General features: G+C 53.2%; 20 protein-coding genes, 1 tRNA gene, 1 pseudogene and 1 riboswitch. Of the genes and pseudogenes, 17 read left to right on the plus strand and 5 right to left on the minus strand.

Features of this window, described 5'->3' with window-relative positions; genetic code table 11:
- Positions 1 to 167 precede the first annotated feature (167 nt).
- From HMPREF3139_RS05265 to murJ, 14 genes and pseudogenes are all read left to right on the plus strand, one after another.
- Positions 168 to 467, plus strand: a complete 300-nt coding sequence (locus tag HMPREF3139_RS05265; RefSeq protein WP_070461051.1) for a DUF2818 family protein — start codon at positions 168 to 170, stop codon at positions 465 to 467.
- A gap of 175 nt (positions 468 to 642) precedes the next feature.
- Positions 643 to 1,201, plus strand: a pseudogene (frr, locus tag HMPREF3139_RS05270) (ribosome recycling factor).
- A gap of 57 nt (positions 1,202 to 1,258) precedes the next feature.
- Complete coding sequence (locus HMPREF3139_RS05275) at positions 1,259 to 2,005, plus strand: isoprenyl transferase (protein ID WP_070461052.1); 747 nt, start codon at positions 1,259 to 1,261, stop codon at positions 2,003 to 2,005.
- A gap of 5 nt (positions 2,006 to 2,010) precedes the next feature.
- Positions 2,011 to 2,805, plus strand: coding sequence for a phosphatidate cytidylyltransferase (locus tag HMPREF3139_RS05280; RefSeq protein WP_070461055.1), 795 nt, complete (start codon positions 2,011 to 2,013; stop codon positions 2,803 to 2,805).
- Positions 2,806 to 2,838: 33 nt separating this feature from the next.
- Positions 2,839 to 3,588 carry an SIMPL domain-containing protein gene (locus HMPREF3139_RS05285; protein ID WP_003747899.1) on the plus strand — a complete coding sequence of 250 codons (750 nt, stop codon included), beginning with the start codon at positions 2,839 to 2,841 and terminating at the stop codon, positions 3,586 to 3,588.
- Positions 3,589 to 3,705: 117 nt separating this feature from the next.
- Positions 3,706 to 4,887: a 1-deoxy-D-xylulose-5-phosphate reductoisomerase gene (ispC, locus tag HMPREF3139_RS05290; protein WP_070461110.1), complete on the plus strand. Its 1,182-nt coding sequence runs from the start codon at positions 3,706 to 3,708 to the stop codon at positions 4,885 to 4,887.
- A gap of 132 nt (positions 4,888 to 5,019) precedes the next feature.
- Positions 5,020 to 6,360: an RIP metalloprotease RseP gene (gene rseP / locus HMPREF3139_RS05295; RefSeq protein ID WP_070461057.1), complete on the plus strand. Its 1,341-nt coding sequence runs from the start codon at positions 5,020 to 5,022 to the stop codon at positions 6,358 to 6,360.
- Between the two features lie 3 nt (positions 6,361 to 6,363).
- Positions 6,364 to 8,766 carry an outer membrane protein assembly factor BamA gene (gene bamA / locus HMPREF3139_RS05300; RefSeq protein ID WP_070461060.1) on the plus strand — a complete coding sequence of 801 codons (2,403 nt, stop codon included), beginning with the start codon at positions 6,364 to 6,366 and terminating at the stop codon, positions 8,764 to 8,766.
- A 111-nt stretch (positions 8,767 to 8,877) separates the two neighbouring features.
- Positions 8,878 to 9,387 (plus strand): OmpH/Skp family outer membrane protein, encoded by a 510-nt coding sequence (locus HMPREF3139_RS05305; RefSeq protein WP_070461062.1) that lies wholly within the window; start codon positions 8,878 to 8,880, stop codon positions 9,385 to 9,387.
- A 100-nt stretch (positions 9,388 to 9,487) separates the two neighbouring features.
- On the plus strand, positions 9,488 to 10,528 hold the full coding sequence (gene lpxD / locus HMPREF3139_RS05310; protein ID WP_070461063.1) for a UDP-3-O-(3-hydroxymyristoyl)glucosamine N-acyltransferase: 1,041 nt from the start codon (positions 9,488 to 9,490) through the stop codon (positions 10,526 to 10,528).
- A gap of 73 nt (positions 10,529 to 10,601) precedes the next feature.
- Complete coding sequence (gene fabZ / locus HMPREF3139_RS05315; protein ID WP_003681704.1) at positions 10,602 to 11,051, plus strand: 3-hydroxyacyl-ACP dehydratase FabZ; 450 nt, start codon at positions 10,602 to 10,604, stop codon at positions 11,049 to 11,051.
- 74 nt (positions 11,052 to 11,125) lie between these two features.
- Entirely contained in the window at positions 11,126 to 11,902 is a 777-nt protein-coding gene (gene lpxA / locus HMPREF3139_RS05320) for an acyl-ACP--UDP-N-acetylglucosamine O-acyltransferase (RefSeq protein WP_070461064.1), read from the plus strand.
- A gap of 159 nt (positions 11,903 to 12,061) precedes the next feature.
- Positions 12,062 to 13,237: a lipid-A-disaccharide synthase gene (gene lpxB / locus HMPREF3139_RS05325; RefSeq protein WP_070461065.1), complete on the plus strand. Its 1,176-nt coding sequence runs from the start codon at positions 12,062 to 12,064 to the stop codon at positions 13,235 to 13,237.
- A gap of 9 nt (positions 13,238 to 13,246) precedes the next feature.
- The gene (murJ, locus tag HMPREF3139_RS05330) at positions 13,247 to 14,785 is read left to right on the plus strand and encodes a murein biosynthesis integral membrane protein MurJ (RefSeq protein WP_070461066.1); all 1,539 of its coding nucleotides are present in this window, start codon (positions 13,247 to 13,249) and stop codon (positions 14,783 to 14,785) included.
- 91 nt (positions 14,786 to 14,876) lie between these two features.
- Here the strand turns inward: murJ and thiC are convergent, their stop codons facing one another.
- Complete coding sequence (gene thiC / locus HMPREF3139_RS05335) at positions 14,877 to 16,766, minus strand: phosphomethylpyrimidine synthase ThiC (protein WP_070461068.1); 1,890 nt, start codon at positions 16,764 to 16,766, stop codon at positions 14,877 to 14,879.
- 93 nt (positions 16,767 to 16,859) lie between these two features.
- A riboswitch (TPP riboswitch) is annotated at positions 16,860 to 16,959 on the minus strand.
- Between the two features lie 109 nt (positions 16,960 to 17,068).
- On the opposite strand from thiC, the gene HMPREF3139_RS05340 reads away from it, so the two are divergent.
- Positions 17,069 to 17,145 (plus strand) — tRNA-Met (locus tag HMPREF3139_RS05340).
- A 151-nt stretch (positions 17,146 to 17,296) separates the two neighbouring features.
- Here HMPREF3139_RS05340 and HMPREF3139_RS05345 read toward each other — a convergent pair.
- Positions 17,297 to 18,442, minus strand: coding sequence for an FUSC family protein (locus HMPREF3139_RS05345; RefSeq protein WP_049323643.1), 1,146 nt, complete (start codon positions 18,440 to 18,442; stop codon positions 17,297 to 17,299).
- Positions 18,443 to 18,596: 154 nt separating this feature from the next.
- Between HMPREF3139_RS05345 and rnhB the strand changes: the two genes are divergently transcribed.
- On the plus strand, positions 18,597 to 19,190 hold the full coding sequence (gene rnhB, locus HMPREF3139_RS05350; RefSeq protein ID WP_063068644.1) for a ribonuclease HII: 594 nt from the start codon (positions 18,597 to 18,599) through the stop codon (positions 19,188 to 19,190).
- A gap of 57 nt (positions 19,191 to 19,247) precedes the next feature.
- On the opposite strand, the gene HMPREF3139_RS05355 is transcribed toward rnhB, so the two are convergent.
- Positions 19,248 to 20,252: a quinone-dependent dihydroorotate dehydrogenase gene (locus tag HMPREF3139_RS05355; protein WP_070461070.1), complete on the minus strand. Its 1,005-nt coding sequence runs from the start codon at positions 20,250 to 20,252 to the stop codon at positions 19,248 to 19,250.
- Positions 20,253 to 20,496: 244 nt separating this feature from the next.
- On the opposite strand from HMPREF3139_RS05355, the gene HMPREF3139_RS05360 reads away from it, so the two are divergent.
- Positions 20,497 to 22,506, plus strand: coding sequence for an OPT family oligopeptide transporter (locus HMPREF3139_RS05360; protein ID WP_070461072.1), 2,010 nt, complete (start codon positions 20,497 to 20,499; stop codon positions 22,504 to 22,506).
- Positions 22,507 to 22,853: 347 nt separating this feature from the next.
- On the opposite strand, the gene waaA is transcribed toward HMPREF3139_RS05360, so the two are convergent.
- Both waaA and HMPREF3139_RS05370 read right to left on the minus strand, forming a co-directional pair.
- A complete protein-coding gene (gene waaA / locus HMPREF3139_RS05365) occupies positions 22,854 to 24,116 on the minus strand; it encodes a lipid IV(A) 3-deoxy-D-manno-octulosonic acid transferase (RefSeq protein WP_070461074.1) in 1,263 nt (420 codons plus the stop codon).
- 138 nt (positions 24,117 to 24,254) lie between these two features.
- Positions 24,255 to 24,686 (minus strand): plastocyanin/azurin family copper-binding protein, encoded by a 432-nt coding sequence (locus tag HMPREF3139_RS05370; RefSeq protein WP_070461076.1) that lies wholly within the window; start codon positions 24,684 to 24,686, stop codon positions 24,255 to 24,257.
- Positions 24,687 to 24,723: the final 37 nt, after the last annotated feature.

Raw genomic sequence — 24,723 nt, forward strand, 5'->3', positions numbered from 1 at the left:
TCGCATTCGGATGAAATATACCCAAAGTTCAGACGGCCTCAAGCCTTTGAACAATCATCAAGCGGGTATCATCAAGATATTGAATATTCCATGAATAATGATGGGCAAGAATGCCCATTTAACATGTTAAAATCACACGCAGGCCGTCTGAAAACAGAAAGACCATCATGATCGCATCCATGTACATTCTTTTGCTGTTGGCACTTATCTTTGCCAACGCACCATTTATTACCACCAAATTCTTCGGCATCATCGCCCTGAAACGCAAACACATCGGCCATCACTTGATCGAATTGCTGGCAGGCTTCCTTCTTACCGCGATTCTCGCCTATATCCTCGAATCGCGCGCCGGAGCCGTACATGCCCAAGATTGGGAGTTTTACGCGACAGTTGTCTGCCTCTACCTGATTTTTGCCTTCCCATGCTTTGTATGGCGTTACTTTTGGAATGAGCGAAATAGAGAGTAGGATTTGAATAAGGAAAAGGCCGTCTGAAAATCTTTCAGACGGCCTTTATTTTGTTTGATGTTAAATATCAGTTAGAAAACAAGGCTGTTGGGGCGTAAAGCCTTGTCGTGAGTGCGGTTTAACGGTACTATTCTCGGTTAATCCTGTTTTATTCCTATGAAATTGAAAGTATAAGATGATTAATGATATTCAAAAGACAGCTGAAGGCAAAATGCAGCGTTCTCTGGAAGTGTTGAAAAGAAAACTTGGCTAAAGTACGTACCGGCCGTGCGCATACCGGCCTGCTCGACCAAGTGGAAGTGGAATACTGGGGCAGTATGGTGCCTGTGAGCCAAGTAGCGAACGTGACGCTTTTGGATGCGCGTACGATTGGTGTGAAACCTTTTGAGAGCAATATGGCTGCAAAAGTCGAGAAAGCGATCCGTGATTCCAACTTGGGCCTGAACCCTGCTTCTGTCGGCGATTTGATCCGTGTCCCTATGCCTATGTTGACTGAGGAACGCCGTAAAGATTTGATCAAAGTGGTACGCGGCGAGGCGGAAGAAGGCCGTGTGTCTATCCGCAATGTGCGCCGTGATGCAAACGACCACATCAAGAAATTGTTGAAAGACAAAGAGATTTCTGAAGATGAAGCCCGCCGCGGCGAGGAAGCGGTTCAGAAGTTGACCGACAAATATATTGCTGAGGCAGACAAGCTCTTGGCTGCCAAAGAAGAAGATTTGATGGCGATTTAATCCTGTGTGCAAACCGTTCAGACGGCCTTTGGACGGTTTGCTCCCTGAAAGGCAGACATGAAAAGCAGTACGCAGACGATTTTGGAACACTCTGCCATCCCCCGACATATTGCTGTGATTATGGACGGCAACGGACGTTGGGCAAAGAAGCGTTTTCTTCCCCGTGTGATGGGGCATAAGCGCGGCTTGGATGCGCTGGAGAACATGGTGAAGCATTGTGCTGAGCTGGGTGTGCGGTATTTGACCGTGTTTGCTTTTTCGACTGAAAACTGGCGACGCCCCGAGGAAGAGGTTTCTTTTCTGATGGGGCTGTTTTTGCAGGCTTTGCAAAAGCAGGTGCGCCGTTTGCACGATAACAATATGCGCTTGAGGGTCATCGGCAGCCGTGAGCGGTTTAATGCTGAAATCCTGAAGGGGATTGAGGCGGCAGAGGCGTTGACGGCAAACAATGCCGGCTTGACTTTGAGCATTGCCGCCGATTATGGCGGCCGCTGGGATATTTTGCAGGCGGCAAATCAGTTGATTGCCGAGGGTGCAACCGAGATTACGGAAGAGGCGTTGTCGCGCTATTTGATGTTGGGCGATGCACCCGAGCCGGATTTGTTTATCCGAACCGGCGGCGAGACGCGCATCAGTAATTTCCTGCTGTGGCAGATGGCGTACGCGGAATTGTATTTTACGGATACGCTGTGGCCTGATTTTAATGAGAAATCGCTGAACGAGGCGATTGTTTCGTTCCAAAAACGGGAGCGCCGCTTCGGGCGGACTTCCGAACAGCTGCCGCTTGAGCAGCAACGGGGTTGAGAATTATGTTGAAACAACGGATTTTAACGGCGCTGTGGCTCTTGCCGCTGATGCTGGTCATGCTGTTTTATGCACCTATGTGGTTGTGGGCGGCGTTTTGTGGCCTGATTGCTATGTTGGTTTTGTGGGAATATGCCCGCATGAGCGGCTTGGACAAGCTGAAAATCAATCATTATTTAGCGTCAACGCTGGTGTTCGGCGTGATTGCCTATGCCGGCGGTTGGCAGCTGCCTGATTTGGTTTGGTGTGTCGTATTGGCGTTTTGGCTGATTGTCATGCCTTGGTGGCTGAAAGCGAAATGGAAGTTAAACGGCGGCTGGCAGGCTTACACTGTCGGTTGGTTGTTGGTGATGCCGTTTTGGTTCGCACTGGTTTACCTGCGCCCTCAGCCTGAAGACGCGCTGTCTTTATTGGCGATTATGGGCTTGGTGTGGGTGGCCGATATTGGCGCGTATTTCTGCGGCAAGTCGTTTGGCAAGCGCAAAATTGCGCCGACCATCAGTCCGGGTAAAAGCTGGGAGGGTGCGATCGGCGGCGCATTGTGCGTTGCCGTGTACATGACCATCGTATGGAAAGCCGGTTGGCTGACTTTTGAAGCCGGTTGGTTCAAAACGATTTTGATCGGCTTGATTCTGACCGTGGTTAGCGTGTGCGGCGATTTGCTGGAAAGCTGGCTCAAACGTGCGGCCGGTATCAAAGACAGCAGCAATCTGTTGCCGGGACACGGCGGCGTGTTCGACCGTGTGGACAGCCTGATTGCCGTTATCAGCATTTATGCCGCTTTCGTATATTTGTTTTAAACCGCCTGTCTCACGTTGTTGAGGGAGCTGATTATGTCCGAACAAAAACAGATTTCATCTTTATCGATTTTGGGCGTATTGTTGGCACTGGGATTGATGGCTGCGGCGTTTATTTTGGGCGTGCAGTTTAAGAATCTGCGCCAACCGGGGACGATTACTGTAAAAGGTTTGGCGGAGAAAAACTTCCAATCCGACAGCGCTACGTGGAATACGGGCGTGAACGCGCACGGCGAGAGCTATCAGGAAGTTTTGGATTTGCTGACGGCAAGACGCAAAAAGCTGTCTAAGTTTTTGGGCGAGCAAGGCTTTACGGCGGCTGAAATGAAAGTGGGCCTGCCTGAAGTGTCGCGCGTTTTCAATGAAACCCGCGACGAACTGGGCAACGTAACCCGCACGCCCAACGGCTACGACGGCGACCTCAATATTGTGGTCAACACCAAAAAACTGGACAAAATCCAGGCCGCCCAGCGCGCCATTTTGAATTTCCGTGCGCAAAACGAATTCATCCGCTTCGACAATCCGCAATATTTGCTGGGCAATTTGGAAACCATCAAACGCGATTTGATCACGCAGGCGACTGAGGATGCGCAGAAACGAGCGGCCGAGTTTGCCAAAACCGGCGGCGGCAAAGTGGGCGCCATGCGTTCTGCTTCGCAAGGCTCGTTCAACATCTATGCCGACACCGGCAGCAGTGAGGACGACGAATACGGCGGTTCTTACGATAAAAGCACCGTCGGCAAACAAGTCCGACTGGTTGTTACCATCGAATACGGCATTGAGTAATTCTTTCAGACGGCCTGTTTAACCGGTAGGCAAAAGGCCGTCTGAAAATTGGAAACGGCAAAGAAATCTATTTCAAACACAATGAATACCGTTTGCACAGCACACAAAGAACACACCATGACACAACAAGTTCTGACCATATTAGGCAGTACCGGCAGCATAGGCGAAAGCACTTTGGACGTTATTTCCCGCCATCCCGAAAAATTCCGCGTGTTCGCGCTGGCAGGGCATAGGCAGGTGGACAAGCTGGCGGCGCAATGCAAACAGTTCCGTCCGGAATATGCCGTTGTCGGCGATGCCGACCATGCGGCCGAGCTGGAAAAGAAACTCAAACAAGAAGGCATCGATACGCAGGTTTTATATGGTGCTCAAGCCCTGATTGATGTGGCTTCGGCCGATGAAGTCAGCGGCGTGATGTGTGCCATTGTCGGCGCGGCCGGTTTGCCGTCGGCTTTGGCCGCCGCTCAAAAGGGCAAAACCATTTATCTGGCCAACAAAGAAACGTTGGTGGTTTCCGGCGCATTGTTCATGGAAACCGCCCGTCAAAACGGCGCCGCCGTCTTGCCGATTGACAGCGAACACAACGCCATCTTCCAAGTATTGCCAAGGGATTACACAGGCCGTCTGAATGAGCACGGTATCAATTCGATTATCCTGACCGCATCGGGCGGCCCGTTCCTTAACACCGATTTAAGTACATTTGACAGCATTACGCCCGAGCAGGCGGTCAAGCATCCGAATTGGAGTATGGGGCGAAAAATTTCCGTTGATTCTGCATCAATGATGAATAAGGGCTTGGAGTTGATTGAGGCGCATTGGCTGTTTAACTGTCCGCCGGAAAAACTGGAAGTCGTCATCCATCCGCAATCCGTGATACACAGCATGGTGCGTTATCGCGATGGTTCGGTATTGGCGCAGTTGGGTAATCCCGATATGCGTACGCCGATTGCTTATTGTTTGGGTCTGCCCGAACGCATCGATTCCGGCGTGGGCGAGTTGGATTTCGGCGCGTTGTCCGCTTTGACCTTCCAAAAGCCTGATTTTGACCGTTTCCCATGTCTGAAACTTGCCTATCAGGCCATGAATGCAGGTGGCGCCGCGCCTTGCGTGTTGAACGCCGCCAACGAAGTTGCCGTGGCCGCTTTCTTGGATAAACGCATCAAGTTTACCGATATTGCCCAAGTCGTTGCCCACTGCCTTGCCCAAGATTTTTCAGACGGCCGTCACGATATCGAAGGCCTGCTGGCGCAAGACGCGCAAACACGCAGACAGGCAGAAGCCTTTATCGGCAAACAATAAAGCTTCAATGACAGGCCGTCTGAAACGCCAACCGCTTGGCATTTAGGCAGACAAAATGGAACAACTGCCTTTATAATCGGTTTTCAGACGGCCTTATCCGTTGATTATCACATTCCACCCAGGGGATTTTTTTTGCAAACCTTTTTAGCCTTTATCGTCGCCATTCTGATTTTGGTCAGCCTGCATGAGTTCGGACACTATATTGTTGCCCGCTGGTGCGGCGTTAAAGTCGTGCGCTTTTCCGTCGGCTTCGGTAAGCCCTTTTTCACCCGAAAACGCGGCGATACCGAGTGGTGTCTTGCCCCGATTCCGCTGGGCGGTTACGTTAAAATGGTCGATACGCGCGAAGGCGAGGTGGCGGAGGCAGATTTGCCGTATGCCTTTGACAAGCAGCATCCGGCCAAGCGCATCGCCATTGTTGCCGCCGGCCCTTTGACCAATTTGATTTTGGCCGTTTTGCTTTACGGTTTGAGCTTTTCCTTCGGCGTAACCGAGTTGCGCCCCTATGTCGGCATGGTCGAGCCTGCCAGTATTGCCGCCAAAGCAGGTTTTCAGGCAGGCGATAAGATTGTATCGGTCAACGGAATCGCCGTAAAAGACTGGAGCGATGCGCAAACCGAGATGGTGTTGAACCTTGAAGCCGGTCCTGTAAAAGTCGCCGTTCAGACGGCCTCAAATGCCCAAGCCGTCCGCATAATTGATGCCGCCGGTACGCCTGAAGCAGGTAAAGTTGCGAAAAACCAAGGCAACATCGGCCTTTTGCCTTTTAGAATTACTAACCGCATCGGCAAAGTCTTGGCTGATAGTCCGGCCGAAAAAGCAGGTTTGAAGGAAAACGACAAACTGCTGACCGCCGATGGGAAGCCCATCGAAAGCTGGCAGGCATGGACGGAACTCTTCCGCGCCAGCCCCGGCAAACGAATCGAACTGACTTACGAGCGCGACGGTAAAATACTGGTGACCGCTATCCGGCCGGACAGCGTCGAGCAGTCGGCAGGCGTGCTGGTGGGTAGAGCAGGGCTTGCTGCCCAGGCGGATAAAGAGTGGGATAAAACCATCCGCTACCGTTATACGCCTTCCGTTGCCCAAGCCTTTGAATTGGGTTGGAACAAAACCGTCAACTATTCGTGGACGACCCTCAAATTTTTTGGAAAACTGGTTACAGGCAATGCCTCTTTGAACCATATTTCCGGCCCCCTGACCATTGCCGATGTCGCCGGACAATCCGCCAAACTCGGATTGCAGAGCTACCTTGAATTTCTGGCCTTGGTCAGCATCAGCTTAGGCGTGTTGAACCTTTTGCCCGTGCCCGTTTTAGACGGAGGACATCTGGTTTTCTATACCGCCGAATGGATACGCGGAAAGCCTTTGAGCGAGCGCATACAGGCAGCCGGCCTGCGCTTCGGACTGGCAGCCATGCTTTTGATGATGGCTGTGGCTTTCTTTAATGACATCAACCGTTTGTTTGGATAATTTATGAAACTGAACCAGATTGCTTCCGCTTTAATGGTATTGAGCCTGTCTCCACTGGCATTGGCTGACTTTACCATTCAGGACATCCGCGTCGAAGGCCTGCAACGCACCGAGCCGAGTACCGTCTTCAACTACCTGCCCGTTAAAGTCGGTGATAATTTCAATGATGCGCGCAGTGAAGAAATCATCAAAAAACTCTACGCAACCGGTTTCTTTGACGACGTACGCGTCGAAACCATGGACAATCAAGTCCTGCTGACCGTGATTGAGCGTCCGACCATCAGCTCGCTCAATATTACCGGCGCAAAAATGCTGCAAAACGATGCCATCAAGAAAAACCTTGAAGCATTTGGTTTGGCGCAATCCCAATACTTCAACCAAGCAACGCTGAACCAAGCCGTTGCCGGTTTGAAAGAAGAGTATTTGAGCCGTGGCAAACAGTCTGTCCAAATCACGCCGACTGTAACCAAACTCGCCCGCAACCGCGTGTCTATCGATATTGCCATCGAAGAGGGCAAATCTACCAAGATTACCGATATTTCATTTGAGGGCAACGAAGTTTACTCCGACCGCCGTCTGATGAAACAAATGTCCCTGAGCGAAGGTGGCATGTGGACTTGGATCACGAAGAGCAACCAGTTCAATGAGCAAAAATTTGCTCAGGACATGGAAAAAATTACCAATTTCTATCAAAACAACGGCTACTTCAACTTCCGCATTTTGGATACCGATATCCAAACCAACGAGGACAAAACCAAGCAGACCATTAAAGTAACCGTCAGCGAAGGCGACCGCTTCCGCTGGGGCAATGTACGCATCGAAGGCGATACGCTGGAAGTGCCGAAAGAAGATTTGGAAAAACTGCTGACCATGAAGCCGGGCAAATGGTACGAGCGTGCGCAAATGTCCAATTCGCTCGAAGCCATCCAAAACCGCATGGGTCAGGCAGGTTACGCATTCAGTGAAATCAATGTCCAACCGATTCCAAATGCCGAAACGCATACTGTTGATTTTGTGTTGACCGTTCAACCGGGCCGCAAAATCTATGTGAACGAAATCAACATTACCGGCAACAACAAAACCCGTGACGAAGTCATCCGCCGCGAGTTGCGCCAAATGGAATCGGCGCCTTATGACTCTGCCAAACTGCAACGTTCTAAAGAGCGCGTTGAGTTGTTGGGCTACTTCGACAACGTTCAATTTGATGCGGTTCCTGTGGCCAATACGCCTGACCAAGTCGACCTGAACATGAGCCTGACCGAACGTTCTACCGGCTCGCTCGACTTGAGTGCAGGTTGGGTTCAGGATACCGGTTTGGTGATGTCTGCCGGCGTGGCTCAAGACAACTTGTTTGGCACGGGTAAATCCGTTGCCCTGCGCGCTTCCCGCAGTAAAACCACAGTAAACGGCTCATTGTCGTTTACCGACCCATACTTCACACCTGACGGCGTAAGCTTGGGCTACGACCTTTACGGCAAGTCTTACGACCCGCGTAAAGCTTCTTCCAGCGCGAAACAATATAAAACCACGACTTTCGGCGGCGGTTTGCGTATCGGTATTCCGGTTACCGAATATGACCGTGTGAACTTCGGTTTGGCCGCAGAGCGTCTGACCGTGAACACCTACAAAGGCGCGCCTAAACGCTATGCCGACTTTATCAACCAATACGGTAAAGGCGACGGCAGCGGCGTGGGTAACTTCAAAGGCTGGTTGTACAAAGGTACCATCGGCTGGGGTCGTAACAAAACCGACAATGCCTTGTGGCCGACCCGCGGTTACCTGACCGGCGTAAATGGCGAAATCGCCTTGCCGGGCAGCGACCTGCAATACTACACCCTGACCCACAACCAAACTTGGTTCTTCCCATTGAGCAAAGATTTCACGCTGATGCTGGGTGGCGAAGTCGGTTATGGCAACGGCTACGGCAAAACCAAAACCATGCCGTTCTTTGAAAACTTCTACGGCGGCGGCTTAGGCTCTGTCCGCGGCTTTGAAAGCGGTACGCTGGGCCCGAAAGTCTATGACGAATACGGCGAGAAAATCAGCTATGGCGGTAACAAAAAAGCCAACGTTTCCGCAGAGTTGCTCTTCCCGATGCCGGGCATTAAAGACTCGCGTACCGTCCGTCTGAGCCTGTTTGCCGATGCAGGCAGCGTGTGGGACGACAAAACCTACAACGACGGCAGCAGCAATTCTTATTACACCAATGGCGCGCTCCAAAACGTGTATGGCGTAGGTACAACGCACAAATCGACATTCAAAAACGAATTGCGTTACTCTGCCGGTGCTGCCGTGACTTGGCTCTCTCCGCTGGGTCCGATGAAGTTCAGTTATGCTTATCCGATTAAGAAAAAAGAAGGCGACGAAATCCAACGCTTCCAATTCCAACTCGGTACGACATTCTGATGATATTTAGGCCGTCTGAAACCAGGTTTGTCCGTTTCAGACGGCCTCATGGCAGATTGGCGGCAAGCTTATTGCAAACCGCCCGTTTGTTTTCAAGCAAGGATTTTTATCATGAGTAAAATAGCCGACACCCTCCGAGTCCTCGCCGTAGCCCTGCCGGGTTTCGTGCTGTTGCCGCAAGCGGCGGCGGATGGCGTGCAGAAAATCGGTTTTATCAATACCGAGCGCGTTTATCAGGAATCCAAGCAGGCGCAAAACATTCAGATGACTTTGGAAAAAGAGTTCAAAAGCCGTCAAACCGCCTTGCAAAAGCTGCAGCAGGAAGGCGAGGCTTTAGAGCGAAAACTGAGTAGCGACAAGCTCAGCGACAGCCAAAGGGAAGCGGAAACCCAAAAGTGGCGCAATCTGGTACAGAAATTCCGCAAGCAGCAGGCCGAGTTGGCAGAAGACTACAATCTGCGCCGCAATGAAGAATTCGCCGCGCTCCAGCAAAATGCCAACCGCGTCATCGTCGATTTAGCCAAGCGCGAAGGTTACGACTTCATCTTGCAGGACGTGATTTACGTCAACGGCCGTTACGACATTACCGACAGCGTTATCAAAGCCCTAAATGCTCACTGACTCTGCTCGGCAGCGAATGTGATATACAGACAAACCTAAGGCCGTCTGAAACCCAAACCGGCATCTTTCAGACGGCCTGACATCTTGACGGCAGATTATCATGACTTCACAAGCATACACCCTGTCCCAAATCGTTTCCCAACTCGGCGGCGAATGGAAAGGCGAAGACATCGCCATTACCGCCGTCCGTCCGTTGGATCAGGCGCAGGCGGAACACATCAGCTTTTTGGCCAACCCGAAATACAAAGCCGAAGTACACGACAGCCAAGCAGGCGCAGTGATTGTGTCGCCGAAAGCCGCAGACGAATTTGCAGGCCGCAACCTGATTGTGGCTGCCGACCCTTATCTTTATTTTGCCAAAGTGGCACGATTGTTCTCACCAATTGTCAAAGCACAGGGCAGCGTACATCCGACCGCCGTTGTCGAGGCAAGCGCCAAAGTACCGGCAAGCTGCGAAATCGGCGCAAATGCCTATATCGGCGCGAATGCCGTATTGGGCGAAGGCTGCCGTATTTTGGCCAATGCCGTTGTCCAACACGATTGCACGTTGGGCGATGAAGTCGTGCTGCATCCCAACTCTGTCATCTATTACGGCTGCACTCTGGGCAACCGTGTCGAAATCCACAGCGGCGCAGTCATCGGCGCGGACGGTTTCGGCTTGGCCTTTGCCGGCGATTCATGGTTTAAAATCCCGCAAACCGGCGCAGTCACGTTGGGCGATGATGTGGAAATCGGTTCGAACACCAATATCGACCGCGGCGCAATGAGCGACACGACCGTCGGCAACGGCACCAAAATCGACAACCAAGTCCAAATCGGCCACAACTGCAAAATCGGTTCACATACCGTTATCGCCGCCAAAACCGGTATTTCCGGCAGCGTCACCATCGGCAATTATTGCATTATCGGCGGCGGCGTCGGTACGGTTGGACACATCGAAATCGCCGATAAAACCACCATCGGCGGCGGTACATCCGTTACCCACAGCATTACCGAAAGCGGCCAGCATCTGGCCGGTATTTTCCCGATGTCGGGCTACAAAGACTGGGCGCGCAATGCCGTTTATATCCACCGTTTGAGCGAAATGAACAAACGCATCAAAACGCTGGAAAAACAGCTTGCCGACAGCGACGAAGCCTAAAGGCGGCGCAAACAGTTCGCGCCCCGCATCCGAATACGTTTAAACCCAATACAAACAAGGAAAGACGAACATCATGGACGTACAACTCCCGATCGAAGCCAAAGATATTCAAAAACTTATCCCACACCGTTATCCGTTTTTGCAACTCGACCGCATTACTGCGTTCGAACCGATGAAAACCCTGACTGCGATTAAAAACGTCACCATGAACGAGCCGCAGTTCCAAGGCCATTTTCCCGACCTGCCCGTGATGCCCGGCGTGCTGATTATCGAAGCCATGGCGCAAGCGTGCGGCACACTCGCCATCCTCAGCGAAGGCGGCCGCAAAGAAAACGAATTCTTCTTCTTCGCCGGTATCGACGACGCTCGTTTCAAACGCCAAGTCATCCCCGGCGACCAACTGGTTTTTGAAGTCGAGCTGTTGACCAACAAACGCGGTATCGGCAAATTCAACGCCGTTGCCAAAGTCGATGGCCAAGTTGCCGTTGAAGCCGTGATTATGTGCGCCAAACGCGTGGTGTAAGAATGGGACAGGCCGTCTGAAAGTTCAGACGGCATCTTGCAGGCAATACCTGTATCAGACAGCAAGGAAACAGCATGACCCTTATCCATCCGACCGCCGTCATCGACCCTAAAGCCGAACTCGACTCCAGCGTCAAAGTCGGCCCATACAGCATCATCGGCCCCAATGTGCAAATCGGTGCGAATACCGAAATCGGCCCGCACGTCGTCATCAACGGCCATACGACCATCGGTGAAAACAACCGCATTTTCCAATTTGCCAGCCTCGGCGAAATTCCGCAGGACAAAAAATACCGCGACGAGCCGACCAAGCTGATTATCGGCAACGGCAACACCATCCGCGAATTTACGACGTTCAACCTCGGCACGGTTACCGGCATCGGCGAAACCCGTATCGGCGACGACAACTGGATTATGGCCTACTGCCACCTCGCCCATGACTGCGTGGTCGGCAACCATACCATCTTCGCCAACAACGCCTCACTCGCAGGCCACGTTACCATCGGCGACTACGTCGTCTTGGGCGGCTACACGCTGGTGTTCCAATTCTGCCAAATCGGTGACTACGCCATGACCGCGTTTGCCGCCGGCGTACACAAAGACGTACCGCCGTACTTTATGGCTGCAGGCTACCGTGCCGAACCGGCCGGCCTCAACAGCGAAGGTATGCGCCGCAACGGTTTCACTGCCGAACAGATTGCCTCCGTCAAAGATGCGTATAAAACCATTTACCATCGCGGCATTCCGTTTGAAGAAGCTAAGGCAGAGATTCTGAAACGCGCCGAAACCCAAAGCGAATTGGCGGTATTTAAAGGCTTTTTTGCACAATCCACACGCGGCATTATCCGTTGATGGATGGATTGAAGGCCGTCTGAAACTTTTTCAGACGGCCTTTGGATTGCAAAAAACCGCGCAGTAGGGCAGGTTTTCTGTCTGTTTGCCGTTGATGCCGTCTGAAAACGGGCGGGCAAATGTCCGCCCCAAAATCTTTTAGCTTCCGAACCTTAACACATGAATCCCAATTCTTCCCCCCTTATCGCCATCAGCGTCGGCGAAGCTTCCGGCGACTTGCTCGGCGCACACTTAATCCGTGCCATTAAGGCGCGTTGCCCGAACGCGCGGTTTACCGGTATCGGCGGCGAGCGCATGAAGGCGGAGGGCTTTGAGAGTTTGTACGATCAGGAAAAGCTGGCGGTGCGCGGTTTTGTTGAAGTCATCAAACGCCTGCCGCAGATTTTGAAAATCCGCAAAGGGCTGGTGAATGATTTAATCCGCCTCAAGCCGGATGTGTTTATCGGCATCGATGCGCCGGACTTTAATCTCGGCGTGGCGGAAAAACTCAAGCAGGCAGGCATTCATACCATTCATTACGTCAGCCCGTCGGTTTGGGCATGGCGGCGCGAACGGGTCAATAAAATCGTGCATCAGGTCAACCGCGTGTTGTGCCTGTTTCCGATGGAGCCGCAGCTTTATATCGATGCCGGAGGCAAGGCTGAATTTGTCGGCCATCCGATGGCGCAAACCATGCCCGTGGAAGCGGATAGGGCGGCGGCGCGGCAGAAGCTGGGCGTACCTGCGGACGTACCTGTGTTTGCCATATTGCCCGGCAGCCGCGTGAGCGAAATCGATTACATGGCGGCGGTGTTTTTTCAGACGGCCTTACTGCTGCTGAAACGTTATCCGCAGGCACAGTTTTTACTGCCTGTGGCGACGGTCGCAACGCGCAAACGCATTACCGAAATTTTGGCGCAGCCTGAGTTCTCCCCCCTTCCCATTACGTTGACTGACAAGCAGTCGGATACGGTTTGCACCGCTGCCGACGTGGTATTGGTCACCAGCGGTACGGCAACTTTGGAAGTGGCCTTGTGTAAGCGGCCTATGGTCATCAGCTACAAAATTTCGCCGCTGACTTATGCATATGTGAAAAACAAAATCAAAGTGCCGCATGTTGGTTTGCCCAATATTCTGTTGGGTAAAGCCGCCGTTCCCGAGCTGCTGCAACATGATGCCGTCCCTGAAAAACTGGCGCAGGCCGTGGCAGACTGGTATGACCACCCTGAAGCCGTGGCCGCGTTGGAACAAGATTTCTACGCCTTGCATCTGCTGTTGAAAAAAGATACGGCGGCATTGGCGGCGGCGGCAGTATTGGAGGAAGCCGGGTTTTCAGACGGCCTGAAAGACAAGTAAGGAAAATACATGAATTTATTGGGAGCCTTGGCCAAGGTTGGCAGCCTGACGATGGTGTCGCGCATTTTGGGCTTTGTGCGCGATACGATTATTGCCCGTGCGTTTGGTGCAGGCATGGCGACGGATGCGTTTTTTGTCGCGTTCAAACTGCCCAACCTGCTGCGGCGCGTGTTTGCAGAAGGCGCATTTGCCCAAGCCTTTGTACCGATTTTGGCGGAATACAAAGAAACCCGCTCACCCGAAGCCACGCAGGCGTTTGTGCGCCATGTGGCCGGTATGTTGTCGTTTGTGCTGGTCATCGTTACCGCGCTGGGTATACTTGCCGCGCCGTGGGTGATTTATGTTTCTGCGCCCGGTTTTGCCAAAGAAGCCAATAAGTTTCAGCTCTCCATCGATCTGCTGCGGGTGACATTTCCTTATATCTTTTTGATTTCCTTGTCGTCTTTTGTCGGCTCAATACTCAACTCCTATCATAAATTCGGCATTCCCGCCTTTACGCCGACTTTTTTGAACATCTCCTTTATCGTCTTTTCCCTGTTTTTCGTACCGTATTTTGATCCGCCTGTTATGGCTTTGGCGTGGGCGGTATTTGTCGGCGGCGTGTTGCAGCTGGTGTTCCAACTGCCTTGGTTAGCAAAATTGGGCTTCTTGAAAATGCCCAAACTCAGCTTTAAAGACGCAGCGGTCAACCGCGTAATGAAACAGATGGCCCCGGCTATTTTGGGCGTGAGCGTGGCGCAGATTTCCTTGGTTATCAACACCATTTTTGCCTCATTTTTGCAGTCCGGCAGCGTGTCATGGATGTATTACGCCGACCGACTGATGGAATTGCCGACCGGTGTTTTGGGCGTAGCACTCGGTACAATCTTATTGCCCACCTTGTCCAAACACGCCGCCAGTCAGGATACCGAGCAGTTTTCCGGCCTGCTCGACTGGGGTTTGCGCCTGTGCATGCTGCTGACCCTGCCTGCCGCCGTCGGCCTTGCCGTGTTGTCTTTCCCTCTGGTTACGACCTTGTTCATGTACCGTGAATTTACGTTGCATGATGCGCAAATGACCCAATATGCGCTGATTGCCTATTCCTTCGGCTTGATCGGTCTGATTATGATTAAAGTGTTGGCGCCCGGCTTCTACGCGCGTCAAAACATCAAAACCCCCGTTAAAGTCGCTATTTTCACGCTGATTTGCACGCAGTTGATGAACCTCGCCTTCATTTCGCCGCTCAAACACGTCGGCCTGTCCCTCGCTATCGGTTTAGGCGCGTGTCTGAATGCAGGCTTGCTGTTTTTCCTTTTGCGCAAACACAGCATTTACCGCCCCGGCAAAGGTTGGGCTGCGTTTTTGGTCAAAATGGCCATCTCTTTGGTCGTCATGGGCGGCGGTTTGTGGCTGGCGCAATCTTATCTGCCGTTTGAATGGGTACACGTCGGCGGCTTTAAAAAAGCAGGCCAACTCTGCGTCCTGATTGCCTTGGGCGGCGGCCTCTACTTCGTTTCCCTCGCCGCGCTCGGCTTCCGTCCGCACCATTTCCGCAGGGTAGAAAAATAAGCAGCCGCAGGGCGTATGTGCTTGGCTTCAAGACTATTTGCTAAAAAGGCCGTCTGAAACATTTTCAGACGGCCTTTTCTTGTTTTATGTTTTAGCTGTAAAGCTTCGCTCCTTTTTTGACGAACTCAATCGCTTTTTCCTCCATGCCTTGCCGCTGGGCTTTTTGCTTGTCGGCGTAGTCGCGTACTTCCTGCGTGATTTTCATCGAGCAGAATTTTGGGCCGCACATCGAGCAGAAGTGGGCGATTTTCGCGCCTTCGGCAGGCAGGGTTTCGTCGTGGAAGCTCTCGGCGCGTTCGGGGTCGAGGCTTAAGCGGAATTGGTCGCGCCAGCGGAACTCGAAACGCGCCTTGCTCAGGGCGTTGTCGCGTAATTGTGCACCCGGCCAGCCTTTGGCGAGGTCGGCGGCGTGGGCAGCGAGTTTGTAGGTGATGATGCCGGTACGTACGTCTTCTTTGTCGGGCAGGCCGAGATGCTCTTTCGGGGTCACGTAGCAGAGCATGGCTGTGCCGTACCAGCCGATATTGGTCGCGCCTATGCCCGAGGTGATGTGGTCGTAGCCGGGGGCGATGTCGGTAACGAGCGGGCCGAGGGTGTAGAAAGGCGCTTCAAAGCAGTGTTGCAACTCTTCGGTCATGTTTTCTTTGACGCGTTGCAACGGCACATGGCCGGGGCCTTCGATCATGACTTGGACGTCGTGTTCCCACGCTTTGGCGGTCAATTCGCCCAAGGTGTGCAATTCGGCGAATTGGGATTCGTCGTTGGCATCGGCAATGCAGCCGGGGCGCAGGCCGTCGCCGAGGCTGAACGATACGTCGTAGGCTTTCATGATTTCGCAAATTTCGTCGAAATGCGTGTAGAGGAAGTTTTCCCGATGGTGGGCGAGACACCATTTCGCCATGATGGAGCCGCCGCGCGATACGATGCCGGTGAGGCGGTTGGCGGTCATCGGCACATAGCGCAGCAATACGCCTGCGTGCAGGGTGAAATAGTCTACGCCTTGTTCCGCCTGCTCGATTAAGGTATCGCGCACCAAATCCCAAGTCAAATCTTCGGCAATGCCGCCGGTTTTTTCCAAAGCCTGATAGATGGGTACAGTGCCGATGGGGACGGGCGCGTTGCGGATAATCCATTCGCGCGTTTCGTGGATGTGCGCGCCGGTGGACAAATCCATAATCGTGTCTGCGCCCCAACGCAGCGACCACACCATTTTTTCGACTTCTTCGGTCAGGCTGGAGGTAACGGCGGAATTGCCCAAGTTGCCGTTGATTTTGACGCGGAAGTTGCGGCCGATAATCATCGGTTCGAGTTCGGGATGGTTGATGTTGGCGGGGATAATCGCGCGTCCGGCGGCGATTTCTCGGCGCACGAATTCGGGCGTGATTTGGTCGGGATGAGTCGGGATGTTCGCGCCGAAACTTTGCCCTGCGTGTTGTTTCAAGAGTTTGGCGTATTCGGGCCGTCTGAAAAGCTCGTCTAGCTTCATGCGTTCGCGTATGGCGGCAAACTCCATTTCCGGCGTGATGATGCCTTGGCGGGCGTAGTGGAGCTGGGTTACGTTGCGGCCTGCTTTGGCGCGGCGCGGGCGGGTGATTTGGTTGAAGCGCAGATGGGCGGTCTTCGGATCGTGCGCGCGTTCGGTGCCGTATTCGCTGGAGAGCTTGGGCAGGATTTCGGTGTCGCTGCGTTCGTCCAGCCATGCAGTGCGGACGTGCGGCAACCCTTGTTTCAAGTCGATGTGTGCCGCCGGATCGCCGTATGCGCCGCTGGTGTCGTACACCGGAATCGGCGGATTGGCTTCCGTGCCTTGCGCCGTGTAGGTGTCGTCCTGACGGATTTCGCGCAAAGGCACGCGGATGTCGGCGCGGCTGCCTGGGATATAGACGCGGTCGGAGTTGGGATATTGGAAGCGGATGCCGATGTCTTCACTCAAGTCGGAAAGACGGCGCGCCTCATCGCCGGTTTTTTTAGCGGTAGTCATAAAAATTGCTCCTGTTTCTCGGTTATGAAATGGAAACAGGAGCATTGCTTTTTTTCAGACGGCCTTGCGGATATCTTCAATCGACCGTCTAAAATCACATTTGCCGAAACTCCCCACGCAGGTATTATCCTGTTCGGGTGTAAAGGGTATTTCTCAGCCGCTCGGTTTGAAAGCAGCACCCCTGTTTCTTTATTAACGAAAATTAAACCACGCGGCCGGTTTTTTGTAAAGCAACGTTTGGATATTTTCTGTCAAAAACGCTTGACAGCAATTCCGCCTTTCTGTATAGTTACAACTTCTGACGCGGGATGGAGCAGCATGGTAGCTCGTCGGGCTCATAACCCGAAGGTCGTAGGTTCGAATCCTGCTCCCGCAACCAAATATAAAAATCCCCTGCAATCGCAGGGGATTTTGCTTTATGCGGCATTTATTGCGGATGAATTGATGGAAAGGCCGTCTGAACCATTGGGTTTCAGACGGCCTTTTGCTGTCTTGCGGCGGGGTTTGGGTAAAAATACGACAGGCCTTTTTCAGACGGCCTCTTCCGATTTGGGCTTGTTGTCGTTGCGCAGGTGTTCTTTCAGGCGCTGCAATTCTTTTTTGTCCAACCATTTATTGCGCGAACGTTGCAACAGAATCACCAATGCGGCGATTTCGTTACGCATATTGGTGCTGAGCCAGAGGAAGCCTTGCCAGTCGTAATGCAGGCGGGCGGCCGGTTTGCTTAGTTCGGCATTGAGCGAAGTATCGATTCGGATGCGGCGGGCGTAGTGGCCTTTGATGAGACGGACGGTCAGGCGCAGCTCGCGTTGGAGTTGGTTGAAGTGGCGGTCGAGCAGGCGGATTTCGCTTTCGTTGAGCGTGGGCGCGCGCAGTTTGGCAGCGGTGGTCAGGAGCAGCTCGGTGGTGTTGACGATTTTGCGATGGGCATGCTGCATGGCTTCCATCATATTGTTGCTGATGTGGCTTTCGCCGGATGTGGCGGCCAGATGGCTGCGGCTTTTGACCATGCGGGCGTTGATTTGGCGCATTTTAATCATGTTTTGTTCCAAACGCTCGCGCGTCATGCGTTTGCCGTTGCTGATTTCGGCAATCATTTTGGCGCAGTCGGTGAGGTTGTCGGCAAGCATGAAGCGCCACATGAGTGTGGAGCGCAGGGGCAGGAGTTTGGCGGCGGCAATGGCGATGGCGGCACCAATCAAAACGTTCATGGCGCGCATCAGACCGCTGTCGAGCCAGTGGTGGCTGCTGTCGCCGATGAGCATGCACATGGTCAAACCGGCAAGCATGGCGACATAGCCGTTTTTGCCGACCGCAGACCAACCGGCCACTGCGCTGGCGGCGCCGATAATCAGATAGAAGAAAACGCCGTCTTGCAAATAATGCTGGTTCAACCATAAAACGGCCAAACCGACGCCCAAACCGATGGCCGTGCCGAGCATGCGTTCGACTGCTTTGGAGTAAATCGCGCCTTGGAATTGCAGCATGCCGAGGACGACAAAGACGGTCATGCCGATCCACTCGCCGTGTTGCAGGTGGAAGACTTTGGCCAACAGGGTGGAAAACACGATTGCCAAGCCGAGGCGGAAGGCGTGGATATGGCGGCGATAGCGGTAGCGTTCGTAGGCGTTGAGCCAGCGTTCGGAAAAATGGAGGCGTTCGGATTGGGCAGGCATGTTGTAAGACGTATGGGTATGTGGGGATGTAAATTATAACTGATTGGTAAAGCAGATGAAATTTGAACTGCTCCCAAACGGCTTGTCCTATTGCGGATTTTATCTGCCGCAAGCGGATATAATGGCGGCTTTGAATCAGACAGGCGGTGAAGAAATGGCGACGGTTTTAAGCGCAGGCGTGGACGAAGCGGGGCGCGGCCCTTTGGTCGGCAGCGTATTTGCGGCGGCAGTGATTTTGCCGGAACATTTTGACCTGCCGGGTTTGACCGACTCAAAAAAACTGAGCGAAAAAAAGCGCGATATGTTGGCGCAGATGATTAAGGAACAGGCGGTTGCATGGAGCATTGCCTTTGCCGATCCCGACGAAATCCTGCAACTGAACATCCTGCACGCAACCATGGCCGCGATGAAGCGCGCAGTCGAGGGGTTGTCGGTCGTGCCTGACAAAGTATGGATAGACGGCAACCGTGTGCCGAAAGATTTGAATGTCCCTGCAGAGGCCGTGGTCAAAGGCGACAGCAAAATTATTGAAATCTCCGCCGCTTCGGTTTTGGCCAAAACCGCGCGTGATGCAGAAATGTATGAATTGGCGAAACGCTATCCGCAATACGGGTTTGACCGCCACAAAGGCTACGGCACGGCGCAACATTTGGCCGCATTGAAACAATACGGCGTATTGCCGGAACACCGCCGCGATTTCGCACCGGTCAAAACCTTATTGGCACAAGGCAATCTGTTTGAAGAATGAAAGCATAGCAAAAGGCCGTCTGAAAGATTTCAGACGGCCTTGTTTTTTAGGAAAGTATCATTTCAACGCAGCCAAACACTCTTTAATCAACTCAGGGCCGCGATAAATCAAACCGCTGTACACCTGAACCGCACTGGCACCCAAGCGGATTTTTTCTGCCGCGTCCGCGCCGTTCATGACGCCGCCGACGCCGATAATCGGCAGCTTGCCGTCAATGCGTTCCGCCAAAAGTTTCAACACCTGATTGCTTTTCTCGCGAACGGGCAAGCCGCTCAAGCCGCCTTGTTCGCCTGCGAGCGGATGGCTGTCCAAGCTTGATTTGTCGATGGTTGTGTTGGTGGCGATGATGCCGTCCATTTCCACAGATTTGACCACATGGGCGATGTCGTCGATTTGCGCTTCGTCCAAATCCGGCGCGATTTTGACCGCCAGAGGCACATATTTGCCATGCGCGGCTGCCAGTTGCGCCTGTTTGTTTTTCAAGGCCTCCAACAATGCGCTCAATTCGTCGCCGCCCTGCAAGGCGCGCAGGTTTTTCGTATTGGGGGAGGAAATATTGACCGTGATGTAGCTTGCGTGGGCGTAGGCTTTTTCCAAGCAAATCAGATAATCGTCGGCCGCATTTTCAATCGGCGTAACGGCATTTTTGCCGATGTTGATGCCCAAAATGCCTTTAAAACGGCTGTTTTCAATGTTGCGGATCATTGCGTCGATGCCGTGGTTGTTGAAACCCATGCGGTTAATGATGCCTTGGTGTTCGGGAACGCGGAAAAGGCGCGGCTGCGGATTGCCCGGCTGCGGCTTGGGCGTTACCGTGCCGATTTCGACAAAGCCGAAACCCAAAGCGGCAAACGCATCGATGCACTCGCCGTTTTTGTCCAAACCCGCCGCCAAGCCGACCGGATTGGGCAGCTGCAAACCCATCAGCTCGGTTGGCCGGGTGTGGCTGTCTACTTTGGGCAGCAGGCCGAGTTTTTCGATAGAACGCAAACTGTTGAGCGTGAAATGATGGGCCTTTTCTGCATCGAAACGGAACAGGATAGGGCGGACGAGTGAATACATGGCGGCGGCTTTCTGAACGGTTGATGAATTTGGCGTTATTCTACCTGAAACCGTCAAACTGCCCCAAACGTCTGTATCGATATGATTTTATTGTTTGGCGTCAAATGAAAATAAATAGGGCTTTTGCGTGTAGTCGGATAGTTCATTAAAATGGTAAAAGAGAGGCTTTTCAGACGGCCTGATGGATGTATCAAAAGGCCGTCTGAAAAGTTTTGATTGTTTACCTGATACAGGAAGATTTTTTATGAAACAGGCGGTTGATCCTTATGCGAGCTTCCGTGAACTGACGCTGCGGGGGATGATACTCGGCGCGTTGATTACGGTGATTTTTACGGCATCCAATGTGTATTTGGGCTTGAAGGTGGGCCTGACTTTTGCGTCTTCGATTCCGGCTGCGGTGATTTCGATGGCGGTTTTGAAGTTTTTTAAAGGCAGCAATATTCTGGAAAATAATATGGTGCAGACTCAGGCTTCGGCCGCGGGTACGCTCTCCAGTATTATTTTTATTCTGCCGGGTTTGCTGATGGCCGGTTATTGGGCGGGCTTCCCGTTTTGGCAGACAACGCTGCTGTGTATGTCCGGCGGTATTTTGGGCGTGATTTTCACTGTGCCTTTGCGTTATGCAATGGTGGTGAAGAGCGATTTGCCTTATCCGGAAGGTGTGGCAGCGGCCGAGATTTTAAAGGTCGGCGACCATGATGCGGACCAACAGGAAGGCGGCAGCGGTATCAAGGAATTGGTGTCGGGCGGCGCTCTGGCGGGTTTGATGAGCTTCTGCGCAAGCGGTTTGCGCGTGGTGGCGGACAGCGCGAGCTTTTGGTTTAAAGGCGGAGCGTCGGTGTTTCAAGTGCCGATGGGCTTTTCGCTGGCTTTGCTGGGCGCGGGCTATTTGGTCGGCCTGACCGGCGGTATCGCGATTTTGCTGGGTATCTCGATTGCCTGGGGTGTGGCCGTGCCTTATCTGTCGGCGCATATTCCGCAACCTGCCGATGTGGAGATGATTCCTTTTGCGATGTCTTTGTGGAAGGAAAAAGTCCGTTTTATCGGCGCAGGTACGATCGGTATCGCGGCTATTTGGACGCTGTTGACTTTGATGAAACCGATGGTTGAGGGCATGCGCCTGTCTTTCCGCAATTTCGGCGGCGCGCAGATGACCGAGCGCACGGAACAGGATTTGTCGCCTAAGGCGATGATTGCCTGGGTGTTGGCGATGATGCTGGTGTTGGGCGTGTCCTTCTTCCACTTTATCGGCGACTCGCATATTTCCGGCGGTTTGGCTTGGCTGTTGGTGGTCGTATGTACGCTGCTGGCTTCGATTATCGGCTTTTTGGTGGCCGCGGCTTGCGGTTATATGGCCGGTTTGGTTGGTTCGTCTTCCAGCCCGATTTCGGGTGTGGGCATCGTCTCTATCGTCATTATTTCGCTGGTGTTGCTGCTGGTCGGCGAATCCGGCGGCTTGATGGCGGACGAGGCAAACCGCAAATTCCTGCTGGCGTTGACGCTGTTTTGCGGCGCGTCTGTGATTTGTGTGGCTTCGATTTCCAATGACAACCTGCAGGATTTGAAAACGGGTTATCTGGTAAAAGCGACGCCTTGGAAACAGCAGGTTGCGCTGATTGTCGGCTGCGTTGTTGGTGCATTGGTGATTTCGCCTGTATTGGAGCTTTTGTATGAAGCCTACGGCTTTACCGGCGCGATGCCGCGTGAAGGCATGGATGCTGCCCAAGCTCTTGCCGCGCCTCAGGCAACTTTGATGACCACCATCGCCCAAGGTATTTTCTCGCACAATTTGCAATGGGATTATATTTTCACCGGCGTGGGCATCGGCGTGGCGTTGATTGCGGTCGATTTCACATTGCGCAAATCTTCCGGCGGCAAGCGCGCTTTGCCGGTATTGGCCGTGGGTATGGGCATTTACCTGCCGCCGTCTGTGAATATGCCGATTGTAATCGGCGCGGTATTGGCGGCGGTATTGAAATCCGTCATCGCCCGCCGTCAGGAAAACCGTGAAGGCCGTCTGAAAAATGCGGAACGTATCGGTACGCTGTTCTCCGCCGGTTTGATTGTCGGCGAGAGCCTGATCGGTGTGATTATGGCGTTTATCATCGCTTTCTCCGTAACCAACGGCGGTTCGGATGCACCTTTGGCCCTGAACCTGGAAAACTGGGATACGGCCGCTAAATGGCTGGGCTTGGCGTTTTTTGTTTTTGGTATGTTCGTGTTTGCACGCCGCGTGTTGAAAGCAGGACGTTAAGTTTGTAGGTTGAGAAAAGGCCGTCTGAAACCCAAAACATTGGGGTTTCAGACGGCCTTTTCAGTGGAAATTTGTTTGGAATGATTTTAGGAAGTTTGGGTATAATTATCGTGGGGCTGGTAGCAAAAAAGCCCCATTGCAGTGGGGCTTTGTGCTGAAACCGCCCTAGAAAGGATGGTTTCAATCATGAAACATACCACTCGCACGGGTCGTTCATGGCTGAGACTGCGGACAGTCATTAGGATTATCTTAACCCTGTTCCTGCTCTTAGTCAATTAAACGGCTGAAAACAAAAAACTGTTTTTCAGTTTCCGCCTGTTTGTCATGAATGGGCGGTTTTTTATTGTTTAACGCTGGTTCAAACAATCTGCAATCGCTTTGGCAATTTTGGCACTGGCGCCTTGATGTTGCGAAATGAATTGCTCGGTGTGGCTGATCAGCTGTTGGCGCAGCGTTTCGTCGTCGAGGTATTGGCGCGTGGTTCTGTACCAGGCTTCGGCGGTTTCGACGCGGACGGCGGCTTTGGCTTCGACTGCGCCTTTGCAGGCTTGGGCGAAGTTGTAGTTGGAGTAGCCGAAGAGGGTGGGGACGCGGCAGGAGATGGGTTCGATGATGTTTTGGCAGCCTGCATCGACGAGGCTGCCGCCGACGAAGGCAATGTCTGCGCTGAGGTAGTAGGCGGCCAGTTCGCCCATGCTGTCACCTATCCAAACCTGTGTATCGGGGGAAACGGGTTGTCCGTCGCTGCGTTTTTGCACGGTATAACCAAGCGATTTAGCGGTATCGTAGGCCGTCTGAAAGTTTTCAGGGTGGCGCGGTACGATGACCAGCAAGGCATTGCCGCGGTAGCCCTGCCATGCTTTGAGGAGCAGCTCGGCTTCGTCTGTGCCTTTGTACACGCGCGTGCTGGCGCAGACGACGACGGCTCGTGCGCCGATGCGTTCTTTAAAGGCGACGGCAAGCGGGCGCGAGTCATCGGGGGGCGCGATGTCGTATTTGGTGTTGCCGCAAACGTGGACGTTGGATGCGCCGATGAGGTGCAGGCGTTCGGCATCGGCGGCGGTTTGGGCAAAGCAGCCGGAGAGGGTCTGCATGGCAGGCTCGACCAGCTTGCGGATTTTGAGGTAGCCGCGTTGGGATTTTTCGGAGAGGCGCGCGTTGGCCAAAAAGAGGGGAATGCCTGCTTCTTGGCAGCCGTGCATCAGGTTGGGCCAGATTTCGGTTTCCATCAAAATGCCGCAGATGGGGCGGTGTTCGGCTAAAAATCGGGCGACCCATTCGGATTTGTCGTAGGGTAGGTAACGGCATTGCGCATCAGGGAACAGGGATTGCGCGGTGGCGCGGCCGGTCGGCGTCATTTGGGTAATCAGAAACGGCGAGTCGGGAAAATGGCGGCGCAATGCCTGCACCAAAGGTTCGGCTGCACGCGTTTCGCCGACGGATACGGCATGTATCCAAATCGGGCATTGTACGGGATTGGGATACGCCTGCCCGAAACGCTCGCCCCAATGCTCGAGATAGGCTGGGGATTTGAGGGCGCGGCGGCGCAGGTGGCGGCGGATCAGGAAGGGGGCGAGGTGCCACAACGTGGCGTAAAGGCGGCGTATCATGCTTACGGGTCTTGTGTCGGAATAGGCCTATTTTATCGGAAACTGAAACGGAAGATATAGCTTTGATGCGTGTTTTACGCAAAGGAAACAGGCCGTCTGAAAGGTTTCAGACGGCCTTTAATACAGGCATAAAAGCGTTTACTTCACTTGCGCCATATATTTTTTCAGACGGCCTTTGCTTTGCATGGCGCGGTTTTCCATTTCATCGACAACGGCTTGCGCTTTGGCTTTGTTCACCGGTTTGCCGACCTGAATCACGCCGCTCATGTTCATCATGCGGTGCGGCGGGCAGGTATAGACATACACGCCTTCTTTGTCGAGCTTGAGGGTGAAGTCTTTGCCGTCTTCGGACAGGAAGTCGGCAACGCCCTCGGGCAGGGCTTTGCTTTGTACCCAGTGGCCGCTGTTGGCAGCTTTGAAGGTAACAGTGTCGCCGACTTTGGCGTTGACGTAGCCGGGCTCGAACACCATGCTGCCGTCTTTGCCGTTGTCGAGCATTTTGATTTCGTGGTTGGCGGCGTATGCGCTTAGGGAAGCGGTCAGCATGAGGAGGAAGAGGGATTTTTTCATGGGAAAGTCCTTTTTGTGAAGAGTATAAAATGATTGC

Origin of the sequence: Neisseria sp. HMSC15G01 (genome assembly GCF_001808255.1) — a bacterium.
GTDB lineage: Bacteria > Pseudomonadota > Gammaproteobacteria > Burkholderiales > Neisseriaceae > Neisseria > Neisseria subflava_A.